This window comes from Acidithiobacillus acidisediminis, from assembly GCF_023277115.1.
Taxonomy (GTDB): Bacteria; Pseudomonadota; Gammaproteobacteria; order Acidithiobacillales; family Acidithiobacillaceae; genus Igneacidithiobacillus; species Igneacidithiobacillus acidisediminis.
The window spans coordinates 77,053-92,422 of record NZ_JALQCS010000001.1 but is presented as its reverse complement, the minus strand read 5'-3'; the positions used below and the strand labels follow the sequence as shown (position 1 = coordinate 92,422).

General features: G+C 57.9%; 22 protein-coding genes. 21 read left to right on the top strand and 1 reads right to left on the bottom strand.

Features of this window, described 5'->3' with window-relative positions; translation table 11 throughout:
• The first annotated feature begins 3 nt into the window (after window positions 1–3).
• The 17 genes from rplE to rplQ are packed head-to-tail and all read left to right on the top strand — an operon-like array spanning window position 4 to window position 8,451.
• Window positions 4–549 carry a 50S ribosomal protein L5 gene (gene rplE / locus M5D89_RS00515; protein WP_248883792.1) on the top strand — a complete coding sequence of 182 codons (546 nt, stop codon included), beginning with the start codon at window positions 4–6 and terminating at the stop codon, window positions 547–549.
• Between the two features lie 11 nt (window positions 550–560).
• The gene (locus M5D89_RS00510; RefSeq protein ID WP_248883791.1) at window positions 561–746 is read left to right on the top strand and encodes a type Z 30S ribosomal protein S14; all 186 of its coding nucleotides are present in this window, start codon (window positions 561–563) and stop codon (window positions 744–746) included.
• Between the two features lie 7 nt (window positions 747–753).
• Entirely contained in the window at window positions 754–1,149 is a 396-nt protein-coding gene (gene rpsH / locus M5D89_RS00505; RefSeq protein WP_248883790.1) for a 30S ribosomal protein S8, read from the top strand.
• A 9-nt stretch (window positions 1,150–1,158) separates the two neighbouring features.
• Entirely contained in the window at window positions 1,159–1,683 is a 525-nt protein-coding gene (gene rplF, locus M5D89_RS00500; protein ID WP_248883789.1) for a 50S ribosomal protein L6, read from the top strand.
• Window positions 1,684–1,694: 11 nt separating this feature from the next.
• The gene (rplR, locus tag M5D89_RS00495; RefSeq protein WP_248883788.1) at window positions 1,695–2,048 is read left to right on the top strand and encodes a 50S ribosomal protein L18; all 354 of its coding nucleotides are present in this window, start codon (window positions 1,695–1,697) and stop codon (window positions 2,046–2,048) included.
• 12 nt (window positions 2,049–2,060) lie between these two features.
• A complete protein-coding gene (rpsE, locus tag M5D89_RS00490; protein WP_248883787.1) occupies window positions 2,061–2,594 on the top strand; it encodes a 30S ribosomal protein S5 in 534 nt (177 codons plus the stop codon).
• Window positions 2,587–2,772 carry a 50S ribosomal protein L30 gene (rpmD, locus tag M5D89_RS00485; protein ID WP_248883786.1) on the top strand — a complete coding sequence of 62 codons (186 nt, stop codon included), beginning with the start codon at window positions 2,587–2,589 and terminating at the stop codon, window positions 2,770–2,772. The genes rpsE and rpmD overlap by 8 nt, the downstream gene beginning before the upstream one ends.
• A complete protein-coding gene (rplO, locus tag M5D89_RS00480) occupies window positions 2,769–3,206 on the top strand; it encodes a 50S ribosomal protein L15 (RefSeq protein ID WP_248883785.1) in 438 nt (145 codons plus the stop codon). The genes rpmD and rplO overlap by 4 nt, the downstream gene beginning before the upstream one ends.
• Before the next feature lies 1 nt (window position 3,207).
• Window positions 3,208–4,545, top strand: a complete 1,338-nt coding sequence (gene secY, locus M5D89_RS00475) for a preprotein translocase subunit SecY (protein WP_248883784.1) — start codon at window positions 3,208–3,210, stop codon at window positions 4,543–4,545.
• 2 nt (window positions 4,546–4,547) lie between these two features.
• On the top strand, window positions 4,548–5,204 hold the full coding sequence (locus tag M5D89_RS00470; protein ID WP_248883783.1) for an adenylate kinase: 657 nt from the start codon (window positions 4,548–4,550) through the stop codon (window positions 5,202–5,204).
• Between the two features lie 3 nt (window positions 5,205–5,207).
• Entirely contained in the window at window positions 5,208–5,426 is a 219-nt protein-coding gene (infA, locus tag M5D89_RS00465) for a translation initiation factor IF-1 (RefSeq protein WP_215871573.1), read from the top strand.
• Between the two features lie 11 nt (window positions 5,427–5,437).
• A complete protein-coding gene (rpmJ, locus tag M5D89_RS00460; protein WP_004870771.1) occupies window positions 5,438–5,551 on the top strand; it encodes a 50S ribosomal protein L36 in 114 nt (37 codons plus the stop codon).
• Window positions 5,552–5,595: 44 nt separating this feature from the next.
• Window positions 5,596–5,952 (top strand): 30S ribosomal protein S13, encoded by a 357-nt coding sequence (rpsM, locus tag M5D89_RS00455; protein ID WP_248883782.1) that lies wholly within the window; start codon window positions 5,596–5,598, stop codon window positions 5,950–5,952.
• An 18-nt stretch (window positions 5,953–5,970) separates the two neighbouring features.
• Entirely contained in the window at window positions 5,971–6,366 is a 396-nt protein-coding gene (gene rpsK, locus M5D89_RS00450; RefSeq protein WP_248883781.1) for a 30S ribosomal protein S11, read from the top strand.
• An 18-nt stretch (window positions 6,367–6,384) separates the two neighbouring features.
• Window positions 6,385–7,011, top strand: a complete 627-nt coding sequence (gene rpsD / locus M5D89_RS00445; protein ID WP_248883780.1) for a 30S ribosomal protein S4 — start codon at window positions 6,385–6,387, stop codon at window positions 7,009–7,011.
• Between the two features lie 22 nt (window positions 7,012–7,033).
• Window positions 7,034–8,044, top strand: coding sequence for a DNA-directed RNA polymerase subunit alpha (locus M5D89_RS00440; RefSeq protein WP_248883779.1), 1,011 nt, complete (start codon window positions 7,034–7,036; stop codon window positions 8,042–8,044).
• A 29-nt stretch (window positions 8,045–8,073) separates the two neighbouring features.
• A complete protein-coding gene (gene rplQ, locus M5D89_RS00435) occupies window positions 8,074–8,451 on the top strand; it encodes a 50S ribosomal protein L17 (protein ID WP_248883778.1) in 378 nt (125 codons plus the stop codon).
• Between the two features lie 40 nt (window positions 8,452–8,491).
• Here rplQ and uvrA read toward each other — a convergent pair whose 3' ends face one another.
• Complete coding sequence (gene uvrA / locus M5D89_RS00430) at window positions 8,492–11,323, bottom strand: excinuclease ABC subunit UvrA (protein ID WP_248883777.1); 2,832 nt, start codon at window positions 11,321–11,323, stop codon at window positions 8,492–8,494.
• A gap of 81 nt (window positions 11,324–11,404) precedes the next feature.
• Between uvrA and M5D89_RS00425 the strand changes: the two genes are divergently transcribed.
• The 4 genes from M5D89_RS00425 (at window position 11,405) to M5D89_RS00410 (ending at window position 15,352) form a co-directional block, all read left to right on the top strand.
• On the top strand, window positions 11,405–11,857 hold the full coding sequence (locus tag M5D89_RS00425) for a single-stranded DNA-binding protein (RefSeq protein WP_248883776.1): 453 nt from the start codon (window positions 11,405–11,407) through the stop codon (window positions 11,855–11,857).
• 221 nt (window positions 11,858–12,078) lie between these two features.
• Window positions 12,079–12,870 carry a PilZ domain-containing protein gene (locus tag M5D89_RS00420; protein ID WP_248883775.1) on the top strand — a complete coding sequence of 264 codons (792 nt, stop codon included), beginning with the start codon at window positions 12,079–12,081 and terminating at the stop codon, window positions 12,868–12,870.
• Window positions 12,867–13,109 carry a hypothetical protein gene (locus M5D89_RS00415; protein ID WP_248883774.1) on the top strand — a complete coding sequence of 81 codons (243 nt, stop codon included), beginning with the start codon at window positions 12,867–12,869 and terminating at the stop codon, window positions 13,107–13,109. Before M5D89_RS00420 ends, M5D89_RS00415 begins: the two co-directional genes overlap by 4 nt.
• Complete coding sequence (locus M5D89_RS00410; RefSeq protein ID WP_248883773.1) at window positions 13,109–15,352, top strand: putative bifunctional diguanylate cyclase/phosphodiesterase; 2,244 nt, start codon at window positions 13,109–13,111, stop codon at window positions 15,350–15,352. The genes M5D89_RS00415 and M5D89_RS00410 overlap by 1 nt, the downstream gene beginning before the upstream one ends.
• Window positions 15,353–15,370 lie beyond the last annotated feature (18 nt).

The window sequence follows — 15,370 nt, the reverse complement described above, 5'->3', positions numbered from 1 at the left end:
GGAATGAATGAAGCACGATTGCATAAAACGTATCAGGAGCAGATCGTTCCGCGCCTGATGCAGGAGTTTGGCTACAAGAGCATCATGGAGGTACCGCGCCTACAGAAGATCACCCTCAACATGGGTGTGGGTGAGGCCGTTGGAGACAAGAAGGTGCTCGAGGCGGCGGTAGGCGACATGACGCGGATCGCGGGTCAGAAGCCGGTGGTGACCAAGGCGCGCAAATCGGTTGCGGCGTTCAAGATTCGAGATGGCTATCCGATCGGGTGCATGGTGACCCTGCGTGGTGAGCGGATGTACGAATTTCTGGATCGTCTGGTGAGCGTGGCGATCCCGCGCATTCGCGATTTTCGTGGCCTGTCACCGAAGTCTTTTGACGGGCGCGGGAACTATTCCATGGGTGTCAAGGAACAGATCATCTTTCCAGAAATCGAATACGACAAGATCGACCGACTGCGCGGTCTTGACGTTACCTTTACCACCAGCGCCAAGAATGACGCTGAGGCGTTGGGCTTGCTGAAGGCCTTCAAAATGCCGTTCCGCGCCTGAGGAGATTCGCTATGGCCAAGAAATCAATGATCGCCAAGGCGGCTCGGACGCCTAAGTTTCGGGTTCGCGCATACCACCGCTGCCAGCTTTGTGGGCGTGCGCATGGTTACTATCGCAAGTTTGGACTCTGCCGTCTTTGCCTACGCAAGCATGCGTCGGCTGGCAATATCCCCGGCGTCGTGAAGAGCAGTTGGTGAGGGCAAGATGAGTATTACAGATCCTATCGCAGATATGCTGACCCGCATTCGTAATGCGCAGGCAGTAGGGAAGAACTTTGTCCAGGTGCCAGCCTCCAAACTGAAGCGAGCGATTGCGCGGGTGCTGCTGGAAGAAGGGTACATTGCCGAGGTCGCCGACGATACGCTGGCGGGTCATCCGAGCTTGCGTATTACGTTGAAGTATTATGCCGGTGAAGGCGTGATCAGCGAGATCCGGCGGATCAGCCGGCCGGGCGTTCGCATCTATCGCGGCGCGCAGGAACTGCCGCGGGTACGCGACGGGTACGGGATCGCCATAGTATCCACGTCTCGGGGCATCATGACCGATCGCGCAGCACGGGCCGAGGGTATCGGCGGTGAAGTGCTCTGCGTGGTTGCGTAAGGAGGGTCTATGTCACGCGTAGCGAAACAACCAGTGAGCCTACCGAAGGGCGTCGAAGTACGGATCGATGCCGGTCAGGTCATTGTCAAAGGGCCAAAGGGTCAGCTTACCATGCCGCTGCAAAGCGGTGTCGAAATTCACGTCGACGGGGATAGTGCCAACCTGACTTGGCAACCAGAGGTCGTTCACCACGCTGGAACAACCCGTGCTCTGCTCTCGAATATGGTGCTTGGCGTATCCCAGGGCTTTGAACGCAAGCTGGAAATCATTGGCGTTGGATATCGCGCCCAGGCCAAGGGTACGACCCTGGGGCTGAGTCTGGGGTTCTCGCATCCGGTCGAGTATCCGGTGCCGGCATCGATCACCATCGAGACGCCGACGCAGACGGAAATTATCATCCGGGGTGCGGATAAACAACTTGTCGGCCAGGTTGCTGCCGATATCCGCGCGTATCGTCCGCCAGAACCCTACAAGGGGAAAGGTGTTCGCTACTCCGGTGAGCAGGTTCGGCGCAAAGAAGCCAAGAAGAAGTGAGGGAATCAGGAATGGACAAGAACATCAGTCGTCTCCGGCGGGCTCGCAAAACCCGCGCGCGGATCGCCGCACAAGGCAAACTGCGCCTTGCGGTATTTCGTTCTGGAAAGCATATCTACGCCCAGATTATCGACGACAGCCAGGGGCGCGTACTCACCCAGGCCTCCTCGGCGGAGAAGGATCTGCGCAGCAGCGTCAAAAATGGTGGTAATGCCGAAAGTGCTGCACTGATTGGCAAGCGGGTAGCCGAGAAGGCGAAGGGTCTCGGTATCACTGAGGTTGCCTTTGACCGCAGCGGGTATCGTTTTCATGGCCGGGTCAAGGCCCTCGCCGAGGCAGCCCGCGAAAGCGGCCTGTCCTTCTGACGGAGCATCAGCATGGCAAGAGAGAATCGCGACAGCCAGCAACCCAGTGATGGGATGTTGGAAAAGCTTATTCACATCAATCGCGTGTCTAAAGTCGTCAAGGGTGGGCGTCAATTCGGCTTCGCCGCTCTGATGGTGGTCGGCGACGGCGATGGTAAAGTTGGTTTCGGACGAGGCAAGGCGAAGGAAGTACCCGCCGGTATTCAGAAGGCCACCGATCAGGCACGGCGCTATCTGACCCAGGTACCCCTCATGCGCGGCACGATTCCTTTCCCAGTAGAGGGACGCCACGGTGCGGCGCGCGTCATCCTGCGCCCGGCTCCAGAGGGTAGTGGAGTCATCGCGGGCGGCGCCATGCGCGCGGTCTGTGAGGCGGTTGGGTTGCGCAATGTCGTCGCCAAGTCTCTCGGGTCGAATAATCCCATCAATGTGGTGCGCGCGACCTTTGATGCCTTCTCCAAGCTGGCAACGCCGCAGTCGATTGCCATGAAACGGGGAAAGACCCTGAAAGAAATTCGTGGGCAAGGGAGTACTGGCGATGAGTAAGACGCTACGGGTGACCTTGGTCCGCAGTCTCATTGGGATCACCGAAAAACATCGCGCCACGGTCCGTGGTCTCGGACTGCGGCGAACGGGTCACAGTGTTGAGCTGGTCGATTCGCCGGAAGTGCGTGGTATGATTCGTAAGATTCCATATCTTTTGCGTTGGGAAGAATTGTCATGAAATTGAATACGATCGCTCCAGCGCCTGGTGCAAAAAAGGATCGTGTGCGCGTCGGGCGCGGTATCGGTAGTGGGTTGGGCAAGACCGCTGGTCGTGGCCACAAGGGGCAGCACGCTCGCTCTGGCGGCTATCACAAGGTGGGTTTCGAAGGCGGACAGATGCCGCTGCAGCGGCGCATCCCCAAGCGTGGGTTTCGTAATGCTGGGGCCGCGACGGTAGTCGAGGTCACCCTCGATATGCTCCACAATGCCGCGATCAGTGGCGTCGTCGATCTCGAGGCATTGCGGCTGCGTCGCTTCGTGCGGGGCGATTGTGATGCCGTCAAGGTGATCTGCACGGGCAAAGTCGAAGCCGCACTTACGATAAAGGGCCTGCGGGTCAGCGCTGGCGCGCGGCGTGCCATCGAGGCCGCCGGTGGGCAAGTAGAGGAATAACATGGCAAGCAGTCTCGGCGCTCTGGGGAATGCGGCACAAGGTGCCGGCAATATCGCCGAGCTGCGCAAGCGGATACTCTTTCTTCTCGGCGCATTGCTGGTTTTTCGGATTGGCGCCCATATTCCGGTGCCGGGAATTGATCCTGCCGCCATGGCCTCCTTTTTCCATCAGGAGCAGGGCACCATTCTCGGCATGTTTAACATGTTTTCCGGAGGGGCGCTGTCCCGTCTGACGGTCTTTGCCCTCGGGATCATGCCTTATATCAGCGCGTCCATCATTTTTCAGCTCGCCGGGTCGGTCGTGCCGCAGCTCGAGGAGCTCAAGAAGGAGGGAGAGGCGGGTCGGCGGAAGATTACCGAATACACTCGCTATGCCACGGTTGGGCTATCCCTGCTGCAAGGCTTGGGGATTGCTGTGGCCATTGAGAAGATGCATGGCGGCAGTATTCCGGTGGTCATCGATCCAGGTCCGTTATTCTTGTTCACCACCACCATCACCTTGTCAGCAGGTACGGTTTTTTTGATGTGGCTGGGTGAGCAGATTACCGAGCGTGGGATCGGCAACGGGATCTCAATGATTATTTTCGCCGGCATCGTCGCAGGCTTACCGCAGGCCTTGGCCACGATGCTGGAGTTGGTGCGCACTGGGCAGTTTCAGCCACTCTTCGCTTTGGCGATTTTTGCCTTGGCGCTGATCGTTTTGGCATTTGTCGTATTCATGGAGAGCGCCCAGAGGCGCATCCCGATTCAATATGCAAAACGGCAGGTCGGACGCAAGATCTATGGTGGGCAGAGCACCCATATGCCCCTGAAGGTCAATATGTCCGGTGTGATTCCCCCCATCTTTGCGATGAGTATTCTGCTGTTGCCAGCCACTCTCGCTGGCTGGTTTTCCCATGTCCCGGGCATGGAGTGGCTCGCTCGCTTTGGGCAGGCCTTGAGCCCCGGAACCACGCTGTACGACGTGGTGTTTACCACGGCCATTGTGTTCTTTGCGTTCTTTTATACGGCCATGGTCTTCAACCCGCGGGAGACGGCAGATAACCTGAAGAAATCGGGGGCCTTCGTGCCTGGCTTGCGCCCTGGCGAACAGACCGCGAAATATATGGATCGGGTACTCAGCCGTTTGACACTGTGGGGGGCGATATACCTGACCCTGGTCTGTTTGCTGCCGGAGTTCCTGATCACCGAATATAACGTTCCCTTCTACTTTGGTGGGACCAGCCTATTGATCGTGGTCGTGGTGATGATGGATCTCATGGCGCAAATTCAGAGCCATTTGCTCACGCACCGCTATGAGGGCTTGCTGCGTAAGAGCGGTCAGCAAGGCAAACGGTAGAGATGGCCGGTACGGGACATATCATTCTGCTCGGCGCGCCCGGTGTCGGGAAAGGCACGCAAGCAAAAGTCATTGCCGCTGAGTTAGGCTTGCCTCACGTTTCGACTGGTGATATGCTCCGCGCCTCCGTTGCTGCCGGTACCGAACTGGGTAAGCGCGCTAAGGCCGTAATGGAATCCGGCGCGCTGGTGAATGATGAATTGGTTCTTGGCGTGGTGGCGGAGCGCTTGCGTGCAGAGGATGCTGCGCGCGGCGTTGTGTTTGACGGATTTCCTCGGACGGTCGTCCAGGCGGAAGGTTTGAAAGCGCTGCTGGAAGCGTCTGGCGGGTTAGGCATCGCGCATGTGATCCACATTATCCTGGATAGTGAAGAGATCGTTGAGCGCTTATCCGGGCGCCGAGTGTGTCGAGACTGTGGCGCGATCTACCACGTTCGTTTCCAGCCGCCAAAACACGAAGGGCGTTGTGATCGTTGTGGTGGAGAATTGTTTCAGCGGGACGATGATCGGCCTGAGGTGATACGCTATCGCCTGGCAGTGTACGAAAAGGAAACGGCACCATTGGTGGCGTTCTATCGGCAGCAGCCGGGCTATGCGGAAGTTGATGGTAACGGCAGCACCGCTGCGGTTACGGACAGAATTCGCTGTTTTTTGGAGTAAGGGATGGCCAAGGAAGACACTCTCGAAATGCAGGGAGAAGTCATAGAGAACCTGCCGAGTGCTACCTTCAAGGTGCGCTTGGAGAATGGATTCGTGGTCAATGCACATATCTCGGGCAAAATGCGTATGCACTACATTCGTATCTTGCCCGGAGACAAGGTAACCGTGGAGATGACGCCTTACGATCTTAGTAAGGGCCGCATCACCTATCGCGCCAAGTAAGGAGGCGGTCCATGAAGGTCCGGGCATCGGTAAAAAAGTTGTGTCGTAATTGCAAGATCATTCGTCGCAACGGGGTTGTGCGGGTAATTTGTGTCGAACCTCGGCACAAGCAACGGCAGGGGTGAGAAGGGTGTCAGGTTTTGTCATGATGAATGGGAAGGAGTAGGGAATGGCCCGCATTGCTGGTGTCAATATTCCGAATAATAAGCAGATCGGTGTCGCGTTGACCTATATCTATGGAATTGGATCGACCCGCGCGCGGGACATTCTGGCCGCAGCAGAGGTGGAGTCCGGCATCCGGGTAAAAGACATCAGCGAGGGCGAGCTGGAACGTATCCGTACTGAGGTCGGCAAGTATATTGTTGAAGGCGATCTGCGCCGTGAGGTGACCATGAGCATCAAGCGGCTCATGGATCTCGGTTGTTATCGCGGTATTCGTCATCGCCGCGGCCTTCCCGTTCATGGTCAGCGTACAAAGACCAACGCCCGTACCCGCAAGGGCCCAGCCAAGCCCATCGCTCGCTGAGGTTGAAGGATCAAACTTATGGCAAAGACACAAACTAACGTTCGCGTGCGCAAGAAAGTCAAAAAGAATGTCGTTGACGGCGTCGCGCACATCTACGCCTCATTTAACAATACCATCATCACCATTAGTGATCGTCAGGGTAATGCGCTGGCTTGGGCCAGTGCGGGTGGATCCGGCTTCCGCGGCTCGCGCAAAAGCACCCCGTTTGCAGCACAGGTTGCGGCGGAAAATGCCGGCCGGCGGGCGCAGGAATATGGGCTCAAAAATCTGGACGTCGAGGTGAGTGGGCCAGGGCCGGGGCGTGAGAGTACGGTACGCGCGCTGCACTCCGTTGGCTTTCGCATCACCAGTATCCGTGATGTGACGCCTATCCCCCATAATGGCTGCCGTCCGCCCAAGAAGCGGCGCGTTTAATACTCCGGAGGTACAAAAGTGGCTAAATATACCGGGCCGAGTTGCCGTCAGTGTCGGCGCGAGGGTGGGAAGCTCTTTCTCAAGGGCGAAAAATGTTTCTCCGATAAGTGCCCGGTGGTCGTGCGCGCTTACGCGCCAGGCCAGCATGGGCAACGACGTGGGCGGGTTAGCGAGTACGGTACGCAGCTGCGGGAAAAGCAAAAAGTACGGCGGGTCTACGGCGTTCTTGAGGGGCAGTTTCGGCGCTATTTTGCCACGGCATCGCAGAAAAAGGGCGTGACCGGTGAACTGTTGCTGCGCTTGCTCGAGCTGCGGCTGGACAATGTCGCCTATCGATTGGGCTTCGGTGCCTCTCGTGCCGAAGCACGGCAGGTCGTACGCCATGGTCATGTTACCGTGAACGGGCGGCGGGTAGATATTCCGTCCTATCAGGTGCGTGCTGGCGATGTTCTTGCAGTTGCGGAAGGCGCGAAAGCGCATGCGCGGATTTTGGGTGCTGTCGAGGCAGCCGAGGGGCGTGGGTTTCCGGAGTGGCTGAGCGTCGATAGCAAGGCACTGACGGCCACTGTGAAGGCCGTCCCGGTGCGCGATGAGATGCCGCAGGATCTGAACGAACAGATGGTGGTGGAACTCTACTCCAAGTAAACCGGAGCAACGAGGATTATTTATGGCTGAAGTTGGCGAGCTGTTGTGTCCGCAGAGTTATGAAATCGAGAAGACCGCTGAGCATTCTGCACGAATCAGCTTGGGCCCTCTCGAGCGCGGTTTTGGGCACACCCTGGGTAATGCGTTGCGGCGGATTCTCTTGTCGTCTCTGAAAGGGGTCGCGGTTACCGAGGTTGAAATTGAAGGCGTCTTGCACGAGTACTCTAGTCTGGAAGGGGTGCAGGAGGATGTCGTTGACATTCTTCTCAACCTCAAGCAGCTCGCCATACGTAGTCATCGCCATGAGGCGCAGACGATTACCGTGCGCAAGCGCGGGCCCGGACCGGTGACCGGGGCAGATATCGTGGCAGAGCATGGCGTCGAAGTCGCGAATCCGGCGCAGGTAATTGCTACCCTGACCCGCGACGTGGAGATGGTCATGCATCTGCGTCTGGACTTCGGACGTGGCTACCAAGCAGCGGCAACGCGGCCGCGGGATCACGAAAAGCGCATCGGCGTACTGGCCCTGGACGCGAGCTTCAGCCCGGTGCGGCGGGTAAGTTTTCAGGTAGAGAGTGCGCGGGTTGAGCAGCGTACCGATCTGGACCGCTTGGTGCTGGATGTGGAAACCAACGGCACCATCGAGCCTTTGTTGGCTGTACAGGAGGCCGCAAGAATCTTGCGGCGGCAACTGGATGTGTTCGTCGGTGCGGAATCCCCGGTAGCCGAGGAGACCCGCAGTGTTGCGGTGGTCGAGGATCTGATGCCGCTGCTGGAGCGTACCGTCGACGATCTCGAGCTTACGGTTCGCTCGGCCAATTGCCTCAAGGCGGAAGACATTTTCTACATCGGCGATCTGGTACAGAAGTCGGAGCAGGAGCTGCTGAAGGCACCAAATCTGGGACGCAAGTCTCTTAATGAAATCAAAGAAATACTGGCAGGGAAAGGGCTTTCCCTCGGGATGCGGCTGCAGAACTGGCCGCCGGAAAACCTGCCACCGCTGGGCAGCAAGAGTGCTGTGGAAGCGGACTAAGTTCACATCTTTCTGGGGAGTATGGCGTCATGCGTCATGGCAATAGTGGAAAAAAGCTAAATCGTAATAGTAGCCATCGGCGGGCGATGTTCGCCAATATGATGGTTTCTCTTTTCGCCCACGAGCGGATTGTTACTACCCTGCCCAAGGCCAAGGAGTTGCGGCGTTTTGCCGAGCCCATGATCACGCTCGCGAAGGAGCCCACGGTCGCGGGGCGGCGTCTTGCCTTCTCTCGTCTGCGTGATCGCGCTGCGGTCGTAAAATTGTTCGATGACCTGGGGCCGCACTATAAGGCTCGTCCGGGCGGCTACCTACGCATCGTCAAGTATGGCTTTCGGGCGGGCGACAATGCCCCACTGGCCATTGTGGAACTCGTGGATCGCGGAGCCAATCAAGGCGTTTCCTGATTCGCCGTTCGTACTGTTCCGGGGCTGAGAGTGCATGCTCTCAGCCCTTCTTGTTTTTAGCCTCTGCCAGAACATGGCGCGCGAGATAATAGCCGGTATGGGAGGATTTCTGCGTCATCACCGTTTCTGGGGTGCCCTGTGCAATGATTTGCCCCCCCTTGCTGCCGCCCTCCGGCCCGAGATCGACCAGCCAGTCGGCCGTCTTGATGACATCAAGATTGTGCTCGATGACGATCACGGTATTGCCGGCGTCCACCAGTTTTTGCAGGACGGACAGCAGTAGGGCGATGTCGTGGAAGTGTAGGCCCGTGGTGGGTTCATCCAGGATGTACAGGGTGCGGCCGGTATCGCGACGGGACAATTCACGGGCGAGTTTTACCCGTTGTGCTTCGCCGCCGGAAAGCGTGGTCGCGGACTGACCCAGGCGTACATAGCCCAAGCCAACGTCGAGTAGCGTGGAGAGCTTACGGCTGATGCTCGGCACAGCGGTGAAGAACTCCGCGGCTTCTTCCACAGTCATTTGCAGGACGTCGTGAATGGATTTGCCCTTGTAGAGGATCTCCAGGGTTTCGCGCTTGTAACGGCGTCCCTGGCAGACATCACACTCGACATACACATCGGGGAGAAAGTGCATTTCTACCCGCAATACCCCCTCTCCCTCGCACGACTCACAGCGTCCTCCCTTGACGTTGAAGCTGAAACGGCCGGGACCGTAGCCTCGGCTGCGCGCTTCCGTGGTGCCGGCAAATAGTTCTCGCACCGCCGTGAACAAGCCGCTATATGTGGCGGGATTGCTGCGCGGGGTACGCCCGATTGGGCTCTGGTCAATGGCGATGACTTTGTCCAGATGCTCCAGACCCAGGATCTGCTCGAAGGGTGCTGGAGTCAGGTGACTGCCCATCAGACGGCGGGAACAAGCGGGATAGAGGGTATCATTGATCAAGGTCGACTTTCCCGAACCACTCACTCCAGTAATCACCGTGAACAGCCCTAACGGAATCTCGAGCTGCACTCCTTGCAGATTGTTCCCGCATGCGCCGCTTAGTCGGAGCAGGCGATCGGGATGGTGCGGACGGCGCCGCTCCGGCGTGGCGATACAGAGGTCGCCGCGCAGATACTGTCCGGTCAGCGACTCGGCGCTACGGGCAATCAAGGCCGGATGTCCATGCGCAACGACCTCGCCACCATGCACCCCGGCAGCTGGTCCCATATCCACGACATAGTCCGCAGCGCGAATCGCATCCTCATCATGCTCGACCACAATGACGGTGTTACCCAGGTCGCGCAGGCGCTTCAGGGTTTGTAGAAGTCGGTCATTGTCGCGTTGATGCAGGCCAATGGAGGGTTCATCGAGGACATACATCACGCCCACGAGTCCCGCCCCAATCTGAGACGCCAAGCGAATGCGCTGCGCCTCGCCGCCAGAGAGGGTTTCCGCCGAACGGTCGAGGGTCAGATAATCCAGACCCACATCCATGAGAAACTGCAGCCGGTCGCGTATCTCGCGCAGAATGCGCTCGGCGATGACGGCGTCCTTTCCCGCCAACTGTAGGTTGCCGATGTAGTCTGCTGCGGCTTCGATAGACAGAGCAGAAAGCTCCGGGAGGGCGAGTTCTCCGACGCGTACCATGCGCGCCTCCAGACGTAGGCGGCTACCGCCACAATCGGGGCAGGGCAGGCGCCCCATATAGCGCAGAATTTCCTCACGTAACAGTTGCGACTGGGTCTCCCGTAACCGCCTCTCCAGACTGGGGATGATGCCAGGGTAGCGTTGGCTTTCGTTTTTTCCCTTCCGTGTTCGCAGCGGGAGTGGCTCGGGATAGCCATGCAGTAGGATCTGCTGGGTATCTGCGGGCAGATCTTCCCAAGGGCCGGAGAGAGAAAAACCCAGGCGCTCCGCGAGGGCAGCAAGAAGATCCAGGATGATGTCATTCTGACGTTGGCGCCAGGGTGCAATCGCCCCATCGGCAATGCTCAGGGCAGGATTGGGAATCAGCAGGCGGGGATCGAAGATGTTGATTTCGCCCAGACCGTCACAGCGCGGACAGGCACCGGCGGGATTATTGAAAGAAAAGAGCCGTGGTTCCAGGGCGGGAAAGGAGCGACCGCATTGATGACAGGCGTGACGTGCCGAAAAAAAATGGTCTCTTCCTTCGTTGGCCTCGTCCAGGCGCACGACAATCGCTTCCTCTTCCCCCATGGCCATGGCGCTTTCCAGGGACTCCGCCAGTCGCCCACGCAGATCTTCCCGCAGGACGACACGATCCACCACTGCCTCGATGCGATGTTTCCGTTTCGGGTCCAGCGTGGGTACCTCTTCCAGGTCATAGATTTGTCCGTCGACCCGCGCGCGTACCAGCCCACGCGCCCGCAGTCCCTGGAAAACCTCTTCATGGCTGCCCTTGCGATCACGTAGTACCGGCGCCAGGATGAGCAGGCGTGTACCCGTTTCCCAACTGAGAATCTGCTCCAATATTTGCGCAATGCTCTGGCTCTGGATGGGCTCTCCGCAGCACCAGGGGGTGCCCACGCGCGCGTAGAGAAGACGCAGATAATCGTGAATTTCGGTAACCGTGCCGACTGTGGAGCGGGGATTGTGGGAGGTCGATTTCTGTTCGATGGCAATTGCCGGAGACAGTCCCTCGATGGCATCGACATCGGGTTTGCCCATCAGCGATAGAAACTGCCGGGCGTATGCCGAGAGACTCTCGACATAGCGGCGCTGTCCTTCGGCATAGAGGGTATCAAAGGCGAGGGAAGACTTTCCGGAACCGGAGAGGCCGGTGATGACGATCAACTGGTCGCGGGGTAGGCGTAGGTTGATATTTTTGAGGTTGTGAGTGCGGGCGCCGCGAATCTCGATATGATCCATGCCGTTTGCTTCATTGTCGATCAGAATGGGGTAGTATAGGCGGTAATGGGGCTGGAGTCCTTGCTTGTCAGGAGAGAAAACATGGCGGGAGTGAACAAAGTGATCTTACTCGGGCATTTGGGGCGCGATCCGGAGATGCGCTACCAGCCCAGCGGTGCGGCAATTGCCAACCTGAATCTGGCGACTTCCGAAACCTTCAAGGACCGGGATGGCAATCGGCAAGAGCGCACCGAATGGCATCGCGTGGTATTGTTTGGGCGGACCGCAGAGATCGCTGGCGAATACCTCAAGAAAGGCAGTATGGCCTATGTGGAGGGTCGGCTGCAGACGCGCAAATGGACCGATAAAGAGGGGCAAGAGCGGTACACCACCGAGATCGTCGGCGATCGCCTGCAATTGGTGGGCGGACGCGGTGGTGGCACGGCGAACTTTGATGACGGCCAGTCCGATCAGTACGGCGCTGCACCCACTGCGCCGAAGAGTGCCGCGCGTGCACCCGTGGAGCAATTCGATGATGATGACATACCGTTCTAGGATGTAGGTGCTCCATAGATGTAAACTAAACTCCAGTAAGCCTTGTTCTTACTGGTTTTTTTACATGGGTCTTTGTGTTGTGCTTTAGACCAAGCCCTCGTGTATCTAATATAACGTAACGTGCGGTAGGGCGATTGTTACTTATTTATGATACAATGTATCGTATGTCTTACAATGTTGGCTTAAACAGGTTCGACCCTTGCTAGATCACGCAGGAAGGGATGAGCCCGGAAAAAGTGATGTCGCTGAGTGAAGACGATACTGAATTGGCCTTGCTGCTCCCGCAGCGGGGAGGCTTGGCGCTGGTCGACTTCCTGCCCCTGGTTTTCTTGTCAGGATATGAGGAGCTACTGCGTCCGAGTCCGGAAGACCTGGGACTGGCCGAAGGGCAAAGTGCGATTTTCTATACTCCGGAGTCTGGCGATAGCGGCACGCTCTGTCACTTCCGCGGTTGGGAGGGGCACGAATTCCTCCTGGAGCCGATAAATCCTATGCTGGGAGAGGCGCCTCCATTGCGCAAGCCCTTGTTCTTTTGCTTGGCACGACCCCAGATTCTCGGCTTCTTTGCCGACTGGAAGCATAGCGCTCAAGGCTTAGAGTATTTTGAGATCCCGACGCGAGTCCTGGCACGACAGGCACGCCAACAACGGCGCGTGCAGATCGAAGGCAATATCCTGATGCGCAAGAAGGATGGTCGGACGATTCATGGAAAGCTCCATGACTTCAGTCCTGGGGGCGCCTCTCTGTTGCTGGGCAAGGATATTTTGGCGTCGGGGGAAATGGTCCTCGTGGAGTTCGAGATCCCGGAGTGCGGCACCTGTGAAACCATAGCAACCATTGCCCGACAGGAGCGAATCACGCACCCGCTCTATCCCTACCTCTATGGGATTCATTTCGAGCTCACGGGGAGTCAGAAGCGCAAGGCCGAGCATCTGTATTTGTGTAAGAAGGGCGAGCAGATCCGGTCGGTAGTTAACTCTGCCCGAGATCGTTTTTCTGGGCAGGTGCTATGACCCGGCGCAGGATCTTTCCCCTCGACGAAGCAAGGGATCGGCGTTGGCGTCAGCATTGTCTGGCTGAGCTGTCGAAGCGTTGGCGAATACCGCCGGAACAGATTCTGGATACCCTGCTGCTGGAGGCCTATCTCCAGATGATTGCGGAAAATGCACAGCCCGATAGTCGCTCGACAGAAGCAGATCCTTCCAGGACTACCAAGACCGGGGTTGTAGATATTCCGCCGCGGGAAATGTAATGAATGCGGCGGTGGGGGCTTTATCTGAGCGAGGGATTTTCCTCCCGGAGGCCGAAGAGGAAGCTGCCCTTGCCTCCTGGAGCATCCACTGGATCCCGCGAATACCGGAACTCTTGCAGTGCTGGAAAACGCAATGTACGTCCCGTCTCTCCTTCCTCTGCGATCTGATCGGCAAAGAGCTCACATCAGACTGGTTACATGCCCTACTCAGTGGCCCCTATGACGAAGCCTTTTGGCAACAGCAACGGTCAATAGCACAAAGGCTCGCGCAGCAATCGGCGCAGTTGCTCCCAGATCGTGATCTCTTACGGCTGTTCACGAGCTTGCGCCGGGTCTTTTGGGATCTCGCGGACGCATCCTCTCTGCCACCAGCACCCTTTTGGGATCTCCTGGAGGCCTGCCACTTTGTGATTGCCCAGACCCTTGCAGAAGAACGGTTACATGCCTCCATATTATCGATGCGTGATCTTCTGCAGCAGACGGATCTGGAAATCTTCTTCCGGCGCGCCGCCGATCTGGCTTGCCAAATTGCCGGAGCGGATGGTGCCGGATTGATCGTGCCGTCTGGATCAGATCGGCTACGCTACCGGTTCTTTCACGGACTTTCGTCGCGCTATCAGTCCTTGCTTGCGGAAGACTTTCCGGATGATCAGGGAAGCGCTGGGGCGGCGCTGCAGTCGGGTGCACCGGTCTATCTGTCCGACTATGCCGCCAGTACACAGGCCCTGCCCGCATTCGTAGAAGCGGGGCTGCGCGCCAGTCTTGCGCTGCCCTTGCGCGTCGGATCAGAGAACGTACGCGGTGTCTTGGTCCTGTCCTGGTTCCAGACCAAGCCTCCGGAACGGATCCCCCAGTGGGACTGGGAGCATCTGCGTTTGCTCGCCGATCTCTTGGCGGCCAACCTCTATCGAGAACAACTCGAGGCCGAGATGACAGAGCATGCAACGCGAGACTCGCTCACGGGACTCCCGAATCGACGCGTAGTCATCGAACGGATTCACCATGCCATGGCTCGAGCCATGCGATATCAACACCTGTTTGCCCTGATCTTTCTGGATTTGGATGGATTCAAACCGGTCAATGATCAATTGGGACACGCGACAGGAGATCAGGTATTGCAAGCGGTCGCACAAGATCTGCGTGCCGCACTACGGATGGAGGACTGCTTGATCCGCTACGCCGGTGATGAGTTTGTGGTGCTTGCCGAGGATCTTGCTCATGTCAGCGAAGCCTACCGTGTCGCACAGCGGCTCCTTGATGCGGCGCGGCGGAGCTTTTCCACCCCACAGGGCCGGGGATTATCCCTCTCGGCAAGCGCGGGGATCGTTCTCTATCCCTTTCTGTCGGAAGGGCCGGAGGAACTCTTGCACCAGGCTGACAAGGCCATGTATCAGGCCAAACAGGCAGGTGGAGATCGCTTTTCGCTGGTGGCAGCCGATACGAACAATCCGGCCATAGTAGACTCTTTGCGCGACCGCCTCTTCCTGGCCTGGCAACGACGGGAGTTTGTTCTCTACTGGCAACCGATTGTCTCCTTCGCGCAGAATCGCATCATCGGGGCGGAGGCCCTGCTTCGCTGGCAGGATCCCGAGAAAGGGTTGGCACCCTGCAAAGGGATTGTCGCCCCGGGGGAGTTTCTGGAATTGCTGGAGAGTCTGCCGATCATGCGGCAGGTGGGTGCTTGGATTCTGGAGACCGCCATTGCCCAGGCTGCGGATTGGCACGCCCGCGGTCTCCAGATTGATGTCCATATCAATCTAGCGGCAGTGCAATTAGAGGGGGAAGAGCTCTTGCACCTACTGCGTTCGCTCCTTGCGCGCTATTCCGCAGTGATGCCTCAACATCTCCAACTGGAGATTGTGGAACGGGTAGATTTTGTTCAACTCCCCCGCGTAGCCCAGTTATTGCAGGCGTGCCGCAAGACCGGGGTACAGTTTGCTTTTGATGACTTCGGTAGCGGCTATGCGGCACTGCAGAATCTGAATGAGTTGGGTTGTGAGGGAATCAAGTTAGATAAATCCCTGATTCAGCCACTTCTGCAAGAAGAGAAGAATCTGAAACTGGTGCAAGGAATGGCGTCTCTTGCGCGGGGTCTGGGCGTGCATCTCGTCGCGGAAGGGGTGGAGACACAGGAAACGGCAGAGGCCTTGGCGTCCATCGGCATCGACCGGCAGCAGGGCTACCTGTACTCCCGGCCGATTCCGGCAGAAGAATTTGCGCGCATTCTGGTTCCCATTCGTTAGAAATTAGCGCAGCGGCTG

Bases quoted from the DNA above. Each gene is read 5' to 3' on its own strand.
- rplF (WP_248883789.1), top strand. From the start codon at position 1,159: ATGTCACGCGTAGCGAAACAACCAGTGAGCCTACCGAAGGGCGTCGAA.
- rplQ (WP_248883778.1), top strand. From the start codon at position 8,074: ATGCGTCATGGCAATAGTGGAAAAAAGCTAAATCGTAATAGTAGCCAT.
- M5D89_RS00425 (WP_248883776.1), top strand. From the start codon at position 11,405: ATGGCGGGAGTGAACAAAGTGATCTTACTCGGGCATTTGGGGCGCGAT.
- rplR (WP_248883788.1), top strand. From the start codon at position 1,695: ATGGACAAGAACATCAGTCGTCTCCGGCGGGCTCGCAAAACCCGCGCG.
- rpmJ (WP_004870771.1), top strand. From the start codon at position 5,438: ATGAAGGTCCGGGCATCGGTAAAAAAGTTGTGTCGTAATTGCAAGATC.
- uvrA (WP_248883777.1), bottom strand. From the start codon at position 11,323: ATGGATCATATCGAGATTCGCGGCGCCCGCACTCACAACCTCAAAAAT.
- rpmD (WP_248883786.1), top strand. From the start codon at position 2,587: ATGAGTAAGACGCTACGGGTGACCTTGGTCCGCAGTCTCATTGGGATC.
- infA (WP_215871573.1), top strand. From the start codon at position 5,208: ATGGCCAAGGAAGACACTCTCGAAATGCAGGGAGAAGTCATAGAGAAC.
- M5D89_RS00420 (WP_248883775.1), top strand. From the start codon at position 12,079: ATGAGCCCGGAAAAAGTGATGTCGCTGAGTGAAGACGATACTGAATTG.
- M5D89_RS00415 (WP_248883774.1), top strand. From the start codon at position 12,867: ATGACCCGGCGCAGGATCTTTCCCCTCGACGAAGCAAGGGATCGGCGT.
- rpsK (WP_248883781.1), top strand. From the start codon at position 5,971: ATGGCAAAGACACAAACTAACGTTCGCGTGCGCAAGAAAGTCAAAAAG.
- rpsH (WP_248883790.1), top strand. From the start codon at position 754: ATGAGTATTACAGATCCTATCGCAGATATGCTGACCCGCATTCGTAAT.
- rplE (WP_248883792.1), top strand. From the start codon at position 4: ATGAATGAAGCACGATTGCATAAAACGTATCAGGAGCAGATCGTTCCG.
- M5D89_RS00510 (WP_248883791.1), top strand. From the start codon at position 561: ATGGCCAAGAAATCAATGATCGCCAAGGCGGCTCGGACGCCTAAGTTT.
- rpsE (WP_248883787.1), top strand. From the start codon at position 2,061: ATGGCAAGAGAGAATCGCGACAGCCAGCAACCCAGTGATGGGATGTTG.
- rpsM (WP_248883782.1), top strand. From the start codon at position 5,596: ATGGCCCGCATTGCTGGTGTCAATATTCCGAATAATAAGCAGATCGGT.
- M5D89_RS00440 (WP_248883779.1), top strand. From the start codon at position 7,034: ATGGCTGAAGTTGGCGAGCTGTTGTGTCCGCAGAGTTATGAAATCGAG.
- M5D89_RS00410 (WP_248883773.1), top strand. From the start codon at position 13,109: ATGAATGCGGCGGTGGGGGCTTTATCTGAGCGAGGGATTTTCCTCCCG.
- secY (WP_248883784.1), top strand. From the start codon at position 3,208: ATGGCAAGCAGTCTCGGCGCTCTGGGGAATGCGGCACAAGGTGCCGGC.
- rplO (WP_248883785.1), top strand. From the start codon at position 2,769: ATGAAATTGAATACGATCGCTCCAGCGCCTGGTGCAAAAAAGGATCGT.
- M5D89_RS00470 (WP_248883783.1), top strand. From the start codon at position 4,548: ATGGCCGGTACGGGACATATCATTCTGCTCGGCGCGCCCGGTGTCGGG.